The organism is Mycetohabitans rhizoxinica HKI 454, from assembly GCF_000198775.1.
In the GTDB taxonomy this organism is placed as follows: domain Bacteria; phylum Pseudomonadota; class Gammaproteobacteria; order Burkholderiales; family Burkholderiaceae; genus Mycetohabitans; species Mycetohabitans rhizoxinica.
The window spans coordinates 190,233-203,987 of the sequence record NC_014722.1 but is presented as its reverse complement, the minus strand read 5'-3'; the positions used below and the strand labels follow the sequence as shown (position 1 = coordinate 203,987).

Below are 13,755 nucleotides of genomic sequence, written 5' to 3'. Positions count from 1 at the left end.
AGTTCGTGCAGGCACGCTCGTTGCGCGATAGAAGGTACATCCCCTTTCATTGCCTTTTTTGAGGAGATCACTATGACTATTGTGACCACCTGTGGCGCACGTTCCAACCTATTCGACTGGATTGCCGGCGTGCTTGTCATCATTGGCGCTCTAAACTGGGGGCTGGTCGGGCTGTTTCAGTTTGACCTTGTCGCGGCGATACTGGGCGCCGGATCGATGATGACCCGTATTATTTACGTACTAGTGGGGTTGGCGGGGATTTATTGTCTGATTAGGGCTTTCATCATGCCCAAGGTGACAGTGTCCGATAGCGCGGATATACGCGATCCAAAATGACGCGCATGCTCGCTGCTTTTGATTTTGAGCTACACAAAAGTGGCAAATGCACCGCTCAGCCGTCTGTATTGGAGTGCAGTGCACCCATTCAAATGGGTGCACATTTAATATGCTAGCGCGCCAGTACTCTATGAAAATACAATTATAAAGTTATGTCATTTTTTTGCCGGAATAGGGCAAACACGTACGTCGCGCAGAGCACGCAGTTGCCAAACAAGCCAGATGGAGGCTGGATGTGCGCGCCGCGTGGGCGGAACCGGTATGACTGTACTGCGGTTCCTGCATGAGCAGGACCTGGAGACGATCGAATAAGGGTAAAGTGCACAAGCCGTACGAATTCGGCGTGAAGGTGTCGATTACGACCACGCACAAGGAAGGTCTGGTAGTCGGCGCTCGTTCGATGCCGGGCAATCCGTACGACGGGCACACGCTGGCCCAAGCGTTGGAACAAGCGGCGATCCTGAGCGAGGCGCAACCGCAGATCGCCGTCGTGGACCGTGGCTACAAGGTGTGGCCATTGATGGCGTGAAAATCTATTACCCAGGCTTGCGACGCGGTGTCACGCGAGGCTTGTGCACAATGATCCGAGGTCGCAGCGCAATCGAGCCGGCCATCGGACACATGAAGTCAGACGACAAGCTCAATCGCAACTGGCTTAAAGGGGCACTAGGCGATGCCATCCACGCGGTGCTGTGCGGCGCCGGCCACAACCTGCGGATGATCCTGCGCAAGCTGCGGCTTTTTTACGCCCTGATCCGGGTTGCTTTGCTCAATCGCGAGGCTTACATGGTGTCGGCGGCATGAACTTACCGCAGAGCAAAGTTGATTGTTCAGGACGGACTACGTGGGGGCCACATATGATGAACGGGCGCTGATTGAGCAATCTTAGACATAGCATTCGTATCACCAGCTACCATTTAACCCATGGCGTCAGATGACGGCTAATTGATGGCTCTATAATAGATAACTGGTAAGTCTGATAGAAGCAACCTCTAACCGAGGGAGATGACTGATGGGAACAAGCTACGATGAAGATGTAATAGCGTGGGCCAACGAGCAAGCTGCACTACTGCGTGCGGGCAAGCTATCCGCCCTCGATATAGAACACATCGCGGAGGAAATTGAGGACGTGGGTAAGAGCGAACAACGCGAACTGGCGAACCGGATGGCCGTGCTTTTGGCCCACCTGCTCAAATGGCAGTATCAGTCGGGCCGCCGGGGTTCGAGCTGGCAGCGTACGATCAAGGAGCAGCGCCGTGCAATCATTGAACGATTGGGCCGTACGCCAAGCCTGAAGCCCGTGTTGCAGGACGCCAGCTGGCAACGTGAAATTTGGGCCGATGCGGTTTCTAAGGCCATTGAGGAGACCGGCTTGGATGTGTTTCCCGACGCCTGTCCGTGGTCGATGGAGCAAGTGCTTGGCCCGACGTTTTTCCCAGACCAATCACAATAATCAACACACTGCTGACAAGAGCATAGTGCGGGCGGCAATTGTAAGACCGCCCGTCGGTCAAGTTCGAATTAGTCGGTCAGCCTTCGAGGTCTGCTATTTGAGTCCCGAGAAATAGCAACGGATGTGACGTATCCGACGCACGAGCGACCATGATTACCACGTCGCCATCCAGTCCCGCAATGCCTGATAACATTTGGCCAGAGTACGTGCAAGACGGAGACTCATCAAAATTCAGTGTCAGCGAATACACGTTTCCGGAAGTACGGGGTGCGATTGTTCCTTTCGCCTTGCACGTCCCGCTATCGAACGCTATATACCCGTCAGTTGTAATAGAAACGCCAGTAAAACTGCCTGTATTTAATCCCTTGCTCGTGTCCCCGTAAGTGCCCGCTATCGCAGCAAGTGTCGGCGTCTTTTCGTAGCCTGTGTCATAGTCGGTTGTAAAAGTAACGCTGTTCCCATTCGCGCCTGGATAAGATAATGTACCGTTTAGCCAACCCTTTGGCGCGTACGTTGCGGAAATAGTCGTTTTATGCGTTTCTGCGTTGGTCAAATCGTAGTCGATAATATCCGAAGAAGATAGTTTACCGTCCGAGGCCTTTACGTTGCCCACGACTACTCCCAAACTGCTTGGATTCACATATAATGCGTAAAATGAGCCGTCATCGAGGATCAGAGCACTTATTGTCTGATTCTTGCTTGTTATGCCGCTGTAAAGCCCTTGAGCATCCGTTACAGAACTGGATACATCACCATCGCCTCCTCCACAGCCGTATTGAGTAAAAGCCAGAACTATAGCGGCAAGTAATTTATTGTACTTGTTCAAGTATTAACCCCTTTGCACATATTGAGCAAAGCCCTTTCTATAGCATTCTTCGCATCCTGCTCGAATGGGACAGATACCGGCTTACATTCAGCCTTCGCTAAGGGTAGCATTCTTCGAAGTTCGCTCGGAGATGTCGTTCCGACATTATGTATAAACAATCAGCAAGTCTTATGGCTTGGGCGGTGAAAGACAGTAACAGGCTAGAAGCGGAGGCACCACCCACTGCTTACAAGTCGGGGCACTGTCATTGTAGAGAGCCCACTATCACCCTTATCTTGTAGGAGCACTCCGCTCCTTCAGTCCCTAGGGTACGCTATTGTCACTGGCACTCGTCGCGTTGCTTCGCTCGCTCCAGGAGTGCGGCACAGATACGCGACTTGCGACAAGGTCAGCAAGCCTCCCGGCAGCGATCGAAGGATGAAATGATGTGTTGTGTCGATAAGGTGACTGAAATTAACCCATAGCTCGCAACGCGTTACAAACGGGCGAACAGCAAGCAAACCACAGCAAACGGCAAACAGATAGCCCACGCGTGCACACGCATTCGTGGCACGTTGCCAGAAGCTAGGCCCGCTAAAAACAGCAGCGACGCTCCACATAGCTTTACGGCTTGTGTATAACCCCACCACGGGCACAGCGCACCCTCGTCTATACTTGCTTGCTTATATTGAGTGTGTCCCGTCCCGTTTTAGGCCCGATTGTGTACCCGAAAGAAGATTGACCTGCCACCATGCGTATGCAAGACATTGATTTAAAATCAAAAACTTTAGATTAGCAACTGTCTGCCAAGGCAGAAATGAAGCGACCCGCGCCCGGCAGACTCCCCCGACCACCCCCTCGGAGTTCTCCAGGGCATTCGTCGGCAGGCCAACGGGGGAAACCGGGCGGGCACGCGGCGGCGCAGGCCTTACGAATTAGCAAGGCAAAATTAGGCCCGGGCATCGGGGGCAGGTGGGTACAAATTTGGGTACACTGCGAGTCCGAAATTAGGCCATCTCAGACCTTTTTCGATGCATAACTTGTGCACAGTGCTGTGATAACTATTTGATTTTTATAAGAATTTTGGCGCGCCCGGCTGGGATCGAACCAGCAACCCCTGCCTTCGGAGTTCCCCCAACGGCCGGTCCATCTTTATAGATCAACGCTTTGCATAACTCGCGTACTGCAAAACCCACTCTATTCAAGTCCGATTAACGCCGTTCCAATCTTTGCAAGGTGCACTTTAGCTACACCACGATACATGTTCGCTAATTATTATACGCTTGTCCAAATTTTGGTAACGTAACTGCAAGCTGCTTGCGGACTTTTAATCGCCAAGCTTACTAATCCAGAAAATATCCAGGCATAACGAAAAAATATTCAGCCATAATGGCTGCGCCGGTTCGCCGGCATTCAGCAGCACTCCCGCAGCGTCCGAGTCGGCTACGGGCCGGAAGCGCAGCCGGTTCGGTCGGAGGCTACTTTTTCTCCCGCGCCAGCTTGCCGTGGCTCCCCCACGACCGCGGCAGCCAAAGTGCTATGACAGACCCACACCGCCCCTAATAAGTTTCATGGCTAACGCTACGCACAGCGCCTGACACGCCGCGCAGCTCAGTGGCCGTTTTACACACAGTGCTTTCGATGCCATCAAGCCATTTCACATGCTATCAATTTCTGCTATCATATCTCGATGAAGGCCAAGCACGTTAAGACGCTGGAAGCGATATTCCAAAAGCCAACGCCTGGCAGTATCGTATTTGTTGACATCCAATCGCTGGTCATTGCGCTGGGTGGGGAAGTCAGAGAAGGTGCTGGCTCGCGGGTGGCATTTGAATTGAACGGCAGCCGTCAATACCTGCATCGGCCGCATCCAGGCAAGGAAGCGAAAAAATATCAGGTGGAAGAGCTGCGACAGTGGGTTAACGCAATTGGGAGTCAAACTATGATGAACACAATGGCTTACAAAGGATATTTAGCGCGGGTCGAGTTTGATCCGCGCGACGAAATCTTCGTGGGACGTGTACTGGGCGTCGCAGACCGCATCAGCTTCCACGGCGAGGCAGTTAACGAGTTAACCGCTGCTTTTCATGAGGCCATTGATCATTATCTCGAGGATTGTGCGAAGGCGGGTCGTGACCCACAAAAGCCGGCATCGGGTAAGTTGATGCTACGAATTCGTCCCGAAGTGCATGCGGCGGTTGGCGTGGCTGCCGCGGCCGCGGGCAAAAGCATTAATCAGTGGGTTGATGAAGTGTTGGAGCGCGCATCGCACGCCTAACGTAAGCTATGGGAATGTGCGCCGACGAGCGTTCAACTCGTTAAGCTAACGGAAGAAGCGTCACGGCTGAGATCCCACCAGTAAGACCGGCATTAAATCGAAGCCTGATGCAACTCGCCAATTGCAAATCGCAAAACTAAGATGATACAAGGTCTGCTAAGGAGGTGCTTCACAACAGTGTTTTCCAAAGCGAAGCATCGAATGCGGCGTTGAAAGTGCGATTTGCCGGACTGCAAGCTACCGCACAAGGGGGAGCGAGGCATTCAATCGAGTGCAATTAAAGCGGTCGAACGCCGGTTTGCCCACCGTTTTGGCGTTAGCTCGCGGGCCGGCGCCGCGCCAGGTACAGCTTGCCTAGCGCAAACAGCGTGACGATTTGGGCCGTGTTCTTTGCCAAGCCTCAATACCTTGTCTTCACATAGCTGAATGGCTGTTTGAGGATGCGAAACGCATGTTCCACCCGCGAGCGAACCTTGGCAATCACGTGATTAATCTCGCGCTCAATTCGCCAGCGCGGCTCACCCGGCCGCTTGCGTCGCGCGATGCACGCCGATATGCTTTGCTCGGCGCAGCGCCTGCGGATATCTGGGTAGTTGTAGTCGCGATCGGCCCACACACTCGTTTCGTCGCCGTGCAGCAACTCATCGAAACAGCGCTTGTCGTTGACCTTAGCCGTCGTCGTCACGACGCGATGCACCAGGCCCGATTCAGCATCCACACTGATGTGCGCCTTCATGCCAAAGTACCACTGATTTGATTTTTTTGGATCTGGCTCATCTCGGGATCGCGTTTGCCCTGCGTATTTTTCGTCGAGATTAAGGCATGAATCAGCGTCGCGTCCACACTCATGCCTTCGCGCAGCAGCAGTGCGCGTTCGCCAAGCATCGCGTTGACCTCGGTCCGCATCGCCTACGCCAATTGGTGCCACTCCAGCAAATGGCGAAACCGCAACATCGCTGTGTTCGAAGGCATGGCGTCTTCATTCAGTGCCAAACCCGCGAAGCGCCGCATCGATCGACGGCCAGGGAATCTTAGCATTCGGCGAGCTGCGCGCGCAGTGTCTCGAGCTGGACCTCGGTGGAAGCGGCAGCTTGCCTGGCGGCTTCCGTCTCGGCCATCGCGCGATCGCAGGCGGGTTCCGCTTCATGCGCTTCATGACGCGCCTTGACCCCCCATCGCGCGTATGGCCGGCGCGAACACTCCGTTGAGGCCTACTGCAAAGAGGCTAAGCGTCAGTTGGAGCGAATATTTTGACTGGACAAGCCGCGGTCGTCGTTCACATATGAGGACCAGTTCGTCTATCAGCACGAATTGTATCGTTTATATTTCGGACAATATTGCTTATAATTTCAGCATATTTCGGACAAGTAGGCCGATATCGGGTAAAACATGGTACACAATTCGGACAACAGCACCGCGGACATCCTTTTCTCAAGCGAGAATGAGGCACAGGCGCGCCTCGCGATGAATAGTGTCCTCTCCGAGGCCAATCTGTGTCGGATCATTGTCCCAACCGTGTATCGCGAGGACTACTTGCTTCCGCTGAAACGGTTATCGAATCAGAAAGACGCCGCAGCCTTTATCCAGTCGATGGCCCGTATTCAAGACTGGACCTCGCGATTTGACTATGCGCAGCCCCGACAAGCGCTGAGACAGCAACTCGAACAGAGCAATGCATTTCAGGAAGACTTAAGAAACTACCGCCTGATCTTCCCAGAAAACGCCAGCCCGTACGTGAAATGAACCCGTACGTGAAGCAAATATGGTGTTGAGCGTCGGTTAGTTGAATTTACAGTCATAACCGCGCATCCGTTGGGCTACGACCGGGCGTAAGTTTCCACAGCACGATCTGCGCTGACAACCCTCTGCGCTAACGACCCTTCCATGGGCCGCTGGCCGCCGCTAGCCAGCGCCAGGCGATGGTCATCCTTTGTGCTGTTTAGCTGGCTGGTCAACGCCCAGCTATCTGGCCGGCAACCCGCTGCCGCTATCTCGCCAGCGTGCCCGACGCGCCGCGCCACGCATCACGCGCTTTCTGGAGCGCGGCCTGTGCAGCAGGTCCAGGTCTCTATCGACCGCCTGCCGCATGAAACACAGCGCGAGGGCACGCACGACTGGCGCGCACGGTGGCTTGTTGCCCCGCTCTATTTAGGCGGACTGCGCATCTCGGAAGTGTTCACCCAGACAATGGGACAGTTCTTCTGTCAGCGCGACACCGACGGGCACAAGCGCTGGTGGCTTGCGGTGATAGATAAAGGCGGCAATGAGCCGCTGACGCACGCAGATTGGCAAAGGCAGCAACGAGCTGCGGGCGCCCGTAGACCGGTAAAGACGGCAACGAGCTGCTGGCGCTCGCAGATCAGCAAAGGCAGTAGCGAGCTGCGGGCGCCCGTAGACCGGCAAAAGCGGCAATGAGCTGCTGACGCCCGCAGATCAGCAAAGACGGCAACGAACTACTGGCGCCCGCATCCAGCGAGAGGATGGTCGAACTGGACCCCTATCGGCACGTGGCATGCCCGGCCCGTGCTACGTGCCCCGCACGAAGCCATGCCGCAGGTGCTACCCCTGGGCCAATCGACGAAGCCACTTACACGAGCGCACGCAACACAGCGCTGCGTGTCTGGCGCGTACACCGATGTCAACGATTGAGCAGGACAGTGCAAACCGTGACCATTTCCATCACGTTTTTAACCATTTTTTTATGCCGCGGGGCGAGAGGCTGATGAACACCTCGAAACAGGACGCGAGCCAGTCGACGTGGTTTCGCCTCACCGTGAAAGAGACGTCCATGGCCAGAGTCCACGACCAGATAGAGGCTCTAGCAATATTGGATCACGTAAAAAATAAACCGCGTGGAGGAGAAAAACGATAGGCGCACGAAGGCGCGCATAGGAACCTTACACATATGTACGGCTTGCCACCCACCCAAACCACAATTCATTCCAAACCCGCCATCGCTCATGGGTGCAGCGCTGTGTCAGTCTTTGCCCACATCGCAACTTTTCTCCCAACCCGATACACAACGCGCCAGCGACCGGGTTAAAACGCATAGCGAAGCACGATGCACTGTGCGCTAAACAGTCAACGAGATCAGCGGCATGGCACGGTCAACATTCAAGCGAATCCGATGAAAATCATTTCACGACAAGGCGACACGCTCGATGCGTTGTGTTGGCGCCATTATGGCCGCACCGACGGCACCGTTGAAGCCGCGCTACAAGCCAATCCTGGCTTAGCTGATCTCGGCGTCGTATTGCCGATGGGCACCGTTGTTGAGCTGCCCGAGCCCGCCGCGATTTTCAGCACCAGGCCGCTGGTGCAACTATTTGATTGACCTGGGGGCCGCCCGATATGACTGAACCGAACCTGACCACCGCGGCGGTGCTTTCGATCGCCCTTGGCCTAGCCAGCGTGATGCCTGGCATCGACGGCAATGCCCTGATTGGCGCGTTTACCGGCGCAGCGCTTGTCGTCGTGTCGTCGCAAGACATCGGTTTACTGAAGCGCGTTGCGTACCTGCTGATCTCGCTTGTGATGGGTTACCTGGCAGCGCCGGAGATCGTGCACGCGACGGCGATTCGCTCCACCGGAGTCGCCGCATTCTTTGCCGCGGCGCTGGTGATCGTCATCACGCTGCAGCTTATCGAGCGCATCCGCTCGGCTGACTTCCTTGCTTTTCTGCGAAAGGCACGCTGAAATGCCATCGTTCTTATTCTGCATGACGCTTGCCGCACACTGCGCATCGCTGCTGTGCGTGCTCGCGTATCGCCGCCGTGGCGCGCGTCATCGCGCGGGCATCGCATGGCTTGCGTGGGCACTGGCTGCCGCGTTGGGCAGCGCGATTATTGATCGAGTGCTATACGATCGACCGGCTGGGTTATCCGAGGCCGTCACCGCAGTCTTCCTGGCGGCCTGGATGTGGGCTGCGCATGGCAACGTCGCACGGCTGCTGGATGCAAGCGCGCCCGCACGATGAATCCGTTGCGCTTGGGTGATCATGGCTATGAAGTCGGGCGCCTGCAGCGGCGACTGATTCGCGCCGGATACCGGCCGCAAGTCACGCATCGGTACGACGCGGCCACCGAAGCCGCCGTCACCGCGCTGCAAATTCACACTGGGCTTGTCGTCGACGGCATCGCCGGACCTCAAACGCTGATCGCGTTGAACAACGGCGAGCATGATGTCAAGCATTGCACCGATGCAGATCTGACGCGCGCGGCCGACACGCTCGGCGTATCGATCGCGTGCATTCGCGCGGTCAAAGACGTCGAATCGCGCGGCGTCGGTTTCTTGCGCAACGGTCGGCCCACGATCCTGTTCGAGCGACACGTATTTTGGCAGCGGCTGACAGTGCGGCATATCGATCCGGCGCCGCTCGCGGCGCAATACCCGAACATCGTCGCGCCGACGTGCGGCGGCTACCACGGCGGTGCGGCGGAGTACACGCGGCTGACGATCGCCACTCAGATCGACTCGCTCGCTGCGCACGAGTCGGCCAGTTGGGGCGCGTTTCAGGTTCTGGGTCAGCATTGGGCGCGGCTCGGCTATGCGAGCGTTGACGACTTCGTCGGCTGCATGGAAGCGAACGAAGCTGAGCAGCTGGACGCGTTCGTGCGGTTCGTGGCAGCGGACCGCCGGCTGCTGGCCGCGTTGCGCGAGCGTCAATGGACGCAGTTTGCCCGCCTCTACAACGGCCCCGGCTACGCCCGGAACCTGTACGACGCAAAGCTTGCTCAGGCGTATCGCAAGTACGCGCAGGCCACCGCGCTCGCCGCCTGACGGGGGCCGAATGACGGAGACCGCATGAGAGGGAAGCTTTTTGGGTGGACGTTGGCCACCGCCGCACTGCTGACGATTGTCACCGAGTGGCACGTCATCCGCACACTGCTTGCGCAATTGGAGGGGGCGCGCACCGCTGAACGGCGTGCCGTACAGGCAAGCATCGAGCGTGACGCCACCATCGAGCAACTGCTGCGCGATGCGCGCGAGAAGGACGCGCAGCATGCACAGCTGGCGCGCATGCGCACGGCAATCGACTCAACGCTCGCAGCTTACCAAGAGGCCTTTCGGAGGCTGATCGATGAGAACCAAGCTGTTCGCCATTGGGCCGCTACTGCCCTGCCTGACGATGTGGTGCGCGTGCACGCCAGTGCCGCCCTTACCGGCGCCGCCGATTATGTGGCACGAATGCGCGCGCGTGTGGCCGTGCACGATGCCGGCGATGGCGCCGCGCACGAATGGTGAACTGGCCGAGTCGCTCACGGCTGCCCGTGCTGCCTGGGCCGCGTGCGCGGCACAAATCGACATGATCGTCGAATGTCAAAACGCCCACCGCGATGAATAAGCCCGCGAGCTTACGGGCGGCACTCGTGGCCACGCTGCCATACTGCCGGCCCTGCAGTCGGCACCCGATACGTTGAGCGTATTCATCGACCAGGGCACGCTGGTGGCTACCGGCACGCGCTCTCCATCGTTTGAGTATCGATACATGCTTAACGTGCTGATCCTGGACTATGCAGGCGACGCGGACGCGATCATGGTGGCGATCATTGAATGGGTTCGTGCGATCCAGCCCGATTGAGTCACCAATGCCGAAGCTAGGGAAAATGGCATAGCGTTCGAAGCCGATTTGCGCAAACACGAAGCGGCTGACATCGCGATCAAACTGAAGCTGACGGAAAGCGTGGTAGTGCGCACCGATGCAATGGGCCAGCGCGTAATCGAGCACGTCGACGACACGCCGACCGAGGCAGTGATGCTGTGGGTCGTACAGCCGTGAACGAGCTCAGTGCACTTGAACACTGGGCCGGCGCGCTGCTTGCGCGACTATCACCGGCCGCACGCCGCGCTGCACTGCACGGCGTGGGCGCTGCGGCAGGCTCAAAAGGCCCGTATCGCTGCACAGCGCAATCCCGATGGCACCGCGTATGCGCCGCGCAAGGCGCGCGCTAGCCCTAAGCGGCTGCGTAACAAGCGCGGACGAATCAAGTGTACGATATTCGCGAAGCTGCGCACCGCGCGGCTGATGCGCATCGAGGTGAGCGAATACGAATCAACCATCGGATTCGTTGGCCGTGCCTCGCGCATTGCCCGCGTGCATCAGTTCGGTGAGCGCGAGCGGGTTGCACCGCGCGGACCGTACTACCGATATCCGGTGCGCGTGCTGCTCGGCTTGACTGACACCGATCGAAGGCTAATTCGTGAGCGGCTGCTGGCCTATGTATGTGAGTCACTGAGCGAATAGCGTGCTATGCCTTCTAGCTGTGTCAATCGGTCTCCCCTGCCCCGTACACCGATAACTGTGCCGCATCACAGCTGCTTCTGACGTTCTGATCGACAAGGTGGTAACCGCCGGAAATTTAGCGATCGCGGCATATCGCTACGCTTATCCGCCTGCTTTCAGCTACCTTACGGCATAGCAGCGCCTCACGTTGCGTGTGTCTGACCTTTTGCTCAGCTTGCCGATGGACTTTGATCTGAATGCCGCTTTGAACGATTACCGGGCCTACATCTGCGCGTTGGAGTCGTGCCCACAACCTGCCGCGTCAGCACCGCCACTACGGCCGTTGTCCAGCGGTGCGTTGATTAACACGTCGGCCCGCCGGCCAACAGCATACCAAGACCTGCCGCCCGAACTGATTGAGCGAATCGGTGACTACGTGCCCGTGCAAGAGGTGGGCAATTTTTCAGCAGTCGATCGTCGTACGTATCATGCGACACAAAGTCGGCGCCTAGTCTACCGTTACTGGCAACGAGCCAATCAGGTCGAGAGCCTTGAGTCGATCAACCGCATTCTGGAAGAGATGGACGGTGCGCTGAAAGATCCGGCGCAGCACGTCGAAGCGCTTGAGGCGCTGCGCCAGCGGTTGAAAGAGCTGCCGTGGGACGAGCAAAGCGAAGCCTTCAAGCGCGTGTACATGGCCGCGCAGCGCATTCCGAAGGACGGCGTGCGAATACAAAAGGCAATGTTATGCACGCTTGATGAATGGCTTGGACTCCAGCGTGCTGAAGCATTCGACTTCGCTCACGCGTTGGCCGAACAGCGCGGCCCCGGGCAAGACAACGTCTGGAGGGAATTGGCGATTGCGCTGTGGTCTCTCCCATCCAGCTCGCCGGCGTTTATCGAGCGTTATCAGGTACTTCTGGCGCGGCTGCCGTCGTTGAGCGTAGCCGAGCAAGCAGAGCTGATCCCAAGCTTGTCCGGTCTACTGCGGCGTTTTGATAGAACAAACCCGAGTCTGTCCGCGCTGCATGCGCTCTTGCGCGACCAGGCCTTGCGCCTTCCTCCGTCTTATCAAGGCGAGGCAGTCGGCACGCTGGCGGTCGACGCAAAGGTCTTGCCCGAAGCGGAGCGGCTTATCCGTTACGTGCAAATGCGCGACCTGGCCTTATCGCTACCGGACGATCAGTGGGGCCTCGCATTGCGCCATCTGCCTGCAGGCCTCAACATGTTGCCGCCCGAGCAACGTATACAAGAGTTGGCCTTATTCGAGCGCCATTTGGCGCGTGTGCCGGAGGCGCAGCGTGCGAGGGTGGCGCACGGACTGCTGTCAAGCACCCGTGACCTGGATAAGGCGCAGTCACAGCGAGTGTGGCTACAAGTGTTGAGTTTGTTCAATGGCCGGGGGGAGGCGGCATTATTGAGGCTACCCCAAAAAACTGGGCCATTCAAAAGTAGAAAAAATCCGGCATGATGCAACCTTAACAAGCAGAAGGTCATGTCGTGAAGAAGAGCAGATACACTGAAGAACAGATTACATTTGCGTTGAAACAGGCAGAGCTGGGCACGCCGGCAGCTGAGGTGTGCCGCAAGATGGGCATCAGCGATGCGACGTTCTATAACTGGCGCCAGAAGTATGGGGGCCTGGGCCCGTCGGAGCTGCGTCGCCTGAAGCAGCTCGAAGAGGAGAACACGAAGCTCAAGCGGCTGGTGGCGGAGCTGTCGCTGGACAAATCCATGTTGCAGGATGTGCTATCAAAAAAGCTTTGAAGCCTTCCCGGCTGCGTGAACTCACGACGGATTTGATGCAACGCTTTGGCGTGAGCCAGCGCCAGGCCTGCAGGGTACTGAAGTTGTCGCGTTCGGTGTACAGCTATCAGTCAATCGCACGAGATTCGAACGCGATCGCCCTGCGCATCAAGCAGATCACGCAAACACGCGTGCACTACGGCTATCGCCGGGTGCATGTGATGCTGCGTCGGGAAGGCTGGCGCGACAATCATAAAAGAGTTTACCGGCTCTATCGTGAGCAGGGGCTGTCATTGCGGCATAAGAGGCCGCGGCGAAACAAGGCGGCGCGGCTGCGGCAGCCCAAGCAGCTCGTGACCGCGATCAACGAGATTTGGAGTATGGACTTTGTTGCTGACGCACTGTTTGATGGTCGGCGTTTGCGCACGCTGACAATTGTGGACAATTATACGCGCGAATGCTTGGCCATCGAGGTAGGCGCCACGCTACGTGGTGAGGACGTTGTGGCGGCGCTAGATCGCATTGCTGTGAGCCGGCCGTTACCGCGCTTCATCAAGGCAGACAATGGCAGCGAATTCATCTCCAAGGTGCTCGACAAGTGGGCGTATGAGAGGGGCGTTGAGATTGACTTCTCTCGTCCTGGCAAGCCAACCGATAACGCCAAGAACGAGTCGTTTAACGGGCGCTTGCGTGAGGAATGCCTAAACGAGCATTGGTTCTTGTCGCTCGAGGATGCCAAGCGCAAAATCGAGGCCTGGCGCCAGTACTATAATGAGGCGCGTCCCCACTCTGCACTGCAGTGGATGACGCCTGCCGAGTTCGCCTGCCAGTGCAGGCCCCGGGCCGATTCGGCCCACCCCGAAGAGCCGGAAATTTCCACTTTAGAACGGCACTGATTTGGGGGTAGCCTCAAG

At 57.2% G+C, this 13,755-nt stretch carries 14 protein-coding genes and 6 pseudogenes; 17 read left to right on the top strand and 3 right to left on the bottom strand.

The window, feature by feature from the left end; all coding sequences use genetic code 11:
- Window positions 1–72 precede the first annotated feature (72 nt).
- The 3 genes and pseudogenes from RBRH_RS00860 to RBRH_RS00845 all read left to right on the top strand — a co-directional run bounded on the left by RBRH_RS00860 (window position 73) and on the right by RBRH_RS00845 (window position 1,789).
- Window positions 73–336: a DUF378 domain-containing protein gene (locus tag RBRH_RS00860; RefSeq protein WP_049786325.1), complete on the top strand. Its 264-nt coding sequence runs from the start codon at window positions 73–75 to the stop codon at window positions 334–336.
- A gap of 307 nt (window positions 337–643) precedes the next feature.
- Window positions 644–1,140, top strand: a pseudogene (locus RBRH_RS16665) (transposase); the annotation flags it as partial.
- Between the two features lie 208 nt (window positions 1,141–1,348).
- On the top strand, window positions 1,349–1,789 hold the full coding sequence (locus RBRH_RS00845; RefSeq protein WP_013433980.1) for a DUF29 domain-containing protein: 441 nt from the start codon (window positions 1,349–1,351) through the stop codon (window positions 1,787–1,789).
- 76 nt (window positions 1,790–1,865) lie between these two features.
- Here RBRH_RS00845 and RBRH_RS18515 read toward each other — a convergent pair whose 3' ends face one another.
- Window positions 1,866–2,615 carry a hypothetical protein gene (locus RBRH_RS18515; protein ID WP_013433979.1) on the bottom strand — a complete coding sequence of 250 codons (750 nt, stop codon included), beginning with the start codon at window positions 2,613–2,615 and terminating at the stop codon, window positions 1,866–1,868.
- Window positions 2,616–4,284: 1,669 nt separating this feature from the next.
- Here RBRH_RS18515 and RBRH_RS19900 point away from each other — a divergent pair.
- Window positions 4,285–4,488 (top strand): annotated as a pseudogene (locus tag RBRH_RS19900) (type II toxin-antitoxin system HicA family toxin); the annotation flags it as partial.
- 48 nt (window positions 4,489–4,536) lie between these two features.
- Window positions 4,537–4,872 carry a type II toxin-antitoxin system HicB family antitoxin gene (locus RBRH_RS00840; RefSeq protein WP_041753975.1) on the top strand — a complete coding sequence of 112 codons (336 nt, stop codon included), beginning with the start codon at window positions 4,537–4,539 and terminating at the stop codon, window positions 4,870–4,872.
- 400 nt (window positions 4,873–5,272) lie between these two features.
- On the opposite strand, the gene RBRH_RS16115 is transcribed toward RBRH_RS00840, so the two are convergent.
- Complete coding sequence (locus RBRH_RS16115; RefSeq protein ID WP_049786324.1) at window positions 5,273–5,608, bottom strand: transposase; 336 nt, start codon at window positions 5,606–5,608, stop codon at window positions 5,273–5,275.
- Entirely contained in the window at window positions 5,605–5,778 is a 174-nt protein-coding gene (locus RBRH_RS18510) for a hypothetical protein (protein WP_157864308.1), read from the bottom strand. The genes RBRH_RS16115 and RBRH_RS18510 overlap by 4 nt, the downstream gene beginning before the upstream one ends.
- Window positions 5,779–6,261: 483 nt before the next feature.
- Here RBRH_RS18510 and RBRH_RS00830 point away from each other — a divergent pair, with 483 nt between their 5' ends.
- The 12 genes and pseudogenes from RBRH_RS00830 (at window position 6,262) to RBRH_RS00770 (ending at window position 13,737) form a co-directional block, all read left to right on the top strand.
- On the top strand, window positions 6,262–6,615 hold the full coding sequence (locus tag RBRH_RS00830) for a hypothetical protein (RefSeq protein ID WP_013433972.1): 354 nt from the start codon (window positions 6,262–6,264) through the stop codon (window positions 6,613–6,615).
- A gap of 131 nt (window positions 6,616–6,746) precedes the next feature.
- Window positions 6,747–7,155, top strand: a pseudogene (locus tag RBRH_RS16110) (tyrosine-type recombinase/integrase); the annotation flags it as partial.
- 844 nt (window positions 7,156–7,999) lie between these two features.
- Complete coding sequence (locus RBRH_RS00820; protein ID WP_041753974.1) at window positions 8,000–8,206, top strand: tail protein X; 207 nt, start codon at window positions 8,000–8,002, stop codon at window positions 8,204–8,206.
- A 17-nt stretch (window positions 8,207–8,223) separates the two neighbouring features.
- A complete protein-coding gene (locus RBRH_RS00815) occupies window positions 8,224–8,568 on the top strand; it encodes a putative holin (RefSeq protein ID WP_041752958.1) in 345 nt (114 codons plus the stop codon).
- A 1-nt stretch (window position 8,569) separates the two neighbouring features.
- Entirely contained in the window at window positions 8,570–8,848 is a 279-nt protein-coding gene (locus RBRH_RS00810; protein ID WP_041752956.1) for a phage holin family protein, read from the top strand.
- Window positions 8,845–9,651 (top strand): N-acetylmuramidase domain-containing protein, encoded by an 807-nt coding sequence (locus tag RBRH_RS00805; RefSeq protein ID WP_013433967.1) that lies wholly within the window; start codon window positions 8,845–8,847, stop codon window positions 9,649–9,651. The genes RBRH_RS00810 and RBRH_RS00805 overlap by 4 nt, the downstream gene beginning before the upstream one ends.
- Window positions 9,652–9,675: 24 nt before the next feature.
- A pseudogene (locus RBRH_RS00800) lies at window positions 9,676–10,032 on the top strand (Rz-like lysis system protein LysB); the annotation flags it as partial.
- Window positions 9,953–10,216 carry an Rz1-like lysis system protein LysC gene (gene lysC / locus RBRH_RS20005; protein WP_232509314.1) on the top strand — a complete coding sequence of 88 codons (264 nt, stop codon included), beginning with the start codon at window positions 9,953–9,955 and terminating at the stop codon, window positions 10,214–10,216. The pseudogene RBRH_RS00800 and the gene lysC, both read left to right, overlap by 80 nt.
- 72 nt (window positions 10,217–10,288) lie before the next feature.
- Window positions 10,289–10,651 (top strand): annotated as a pseudogene (locus tag RBRH_RS00790) (phage tail protein).
- Window positions 10,648–11,116, top strand: a pseudogene (locus tag RBRH_RS00785) (phage virion morphogenesis protein). Before RBRH_RS00790 ends, RBRH_RS00785 begins: the two co-directional pseudogenes overlap by 4 nt.
- Before the next feature lie 220 nt (window positions 11,117–11,336).
- A complete protein-coding gene (locus RBRH_RS00780; RefSeq protein WP_041752954.1) occupies window positions 11,337–12,566 on the top strand; it encodes a hypothetical protein in 1,230 nt (409 codons plus the stop codon).
- Window positions 12,567–12,595: 29 nt separating this feature from the next.
- Window positions 12,596–13,737, top strand: a protein-coding gene (locus tag RBRH_RS00770) for an IS3 family transposase (RefSeq protein WP_157864307.1) whose coding sequence is annotated in 2 segments (ribosomal slippage) — window positions 12,596–12,848 and window positions 12,848–13,737 — 1,143 coding nt in all. Because the reading frame shifts where the segments join, the coding sequence is not laid out codon by codon here.
- Window positions 13,738–13,755 lie beyond the last annotated feature (18 nt).

Bases quoted from the DNA above. Each gene is read 5' to 3' on its own strand.
- RBRH_RS00805 (WP_013433967.1), top strand. From the start codon at position 8,845: ATGAATCCGTTGCGCTTGGGTGATCATGGCTATGAAGTCGGGCGCCTG.
- RBRH_RS00780 (WP_041752954.1), top strand. From the start codon at position 11,337: ATGGACTTTGATCTGAATGCCGCTTTGAACGATTACCGGGCCTACATC.
- RBRH_RS00845 (WP_013433980.1), top strand. From the start codon at position 1,349: ATGGGAACAAGCTACGATGAAGATGTAATAGCGTGGGCCAACGAGCAA.
- RBRH_RS18510 (WP_157864308.1), bottom strand. From the start codon at position 5,778: ATGCGGACCGAGGTCAACGCGATGCTTGGCGAACGCGCACTGCTGCTG.
- RBRH_RS00840 (WP_041753975.1), top strand. From the start codon at position 4,537: ATGATGAACACAATGGCTTACAAAGGATATTTAGCGCGGGTCGAGTTT.
- RBRH_RS00860 (WP_049786325.1), top strand. From the start codon at position 73: ATGACTATTGTGACCACCTGTGGCGCACGTTCCAACCTATTCGACTGG.
- lysC (WP_232509314.1), top strand. From the start codon at position 9,953: ATGAGAACCAAGCTGTTCGCCATTGGGCCGCTACTGCCCTGCCTGACG.
- RBRH_RS00810 (WP_041752956.1), top strand. From the start codon at position 8,570: ATGCCATCGTTCTTATTCTGCATGACGCTTGCCGCACACTGCGCATCG.
- RBRH_RS00830 (WP_013433972.1), top strand. From the start codon at position 6,262: ATGGTACACAATTCGGACAACAGCACCGCGGACATCCTTTTCTCAAGC.
- RBRH_RS00815 (WP_041752958.1), top strand. From the start codon at position 8,224: ATGACTGAACCGAACCTGACCACCGCGGCGGTGCTTTCGATCGCCCTT.
- RBRH_RS16115 (WP_049786324.1), bottom strand. From the start codon at position 5,608: ATGAAGGCGCACATCAGTGTGGATGCTGAATCGGGCCTGGTGCATCGC.
- RBRH_RS00820 (WP_041753974.1), top strand. From the start codon at position 8,000: ATGAAAATCATTTCACGACAAGGCGACACGCTCGATGCGTTGTGTTGG.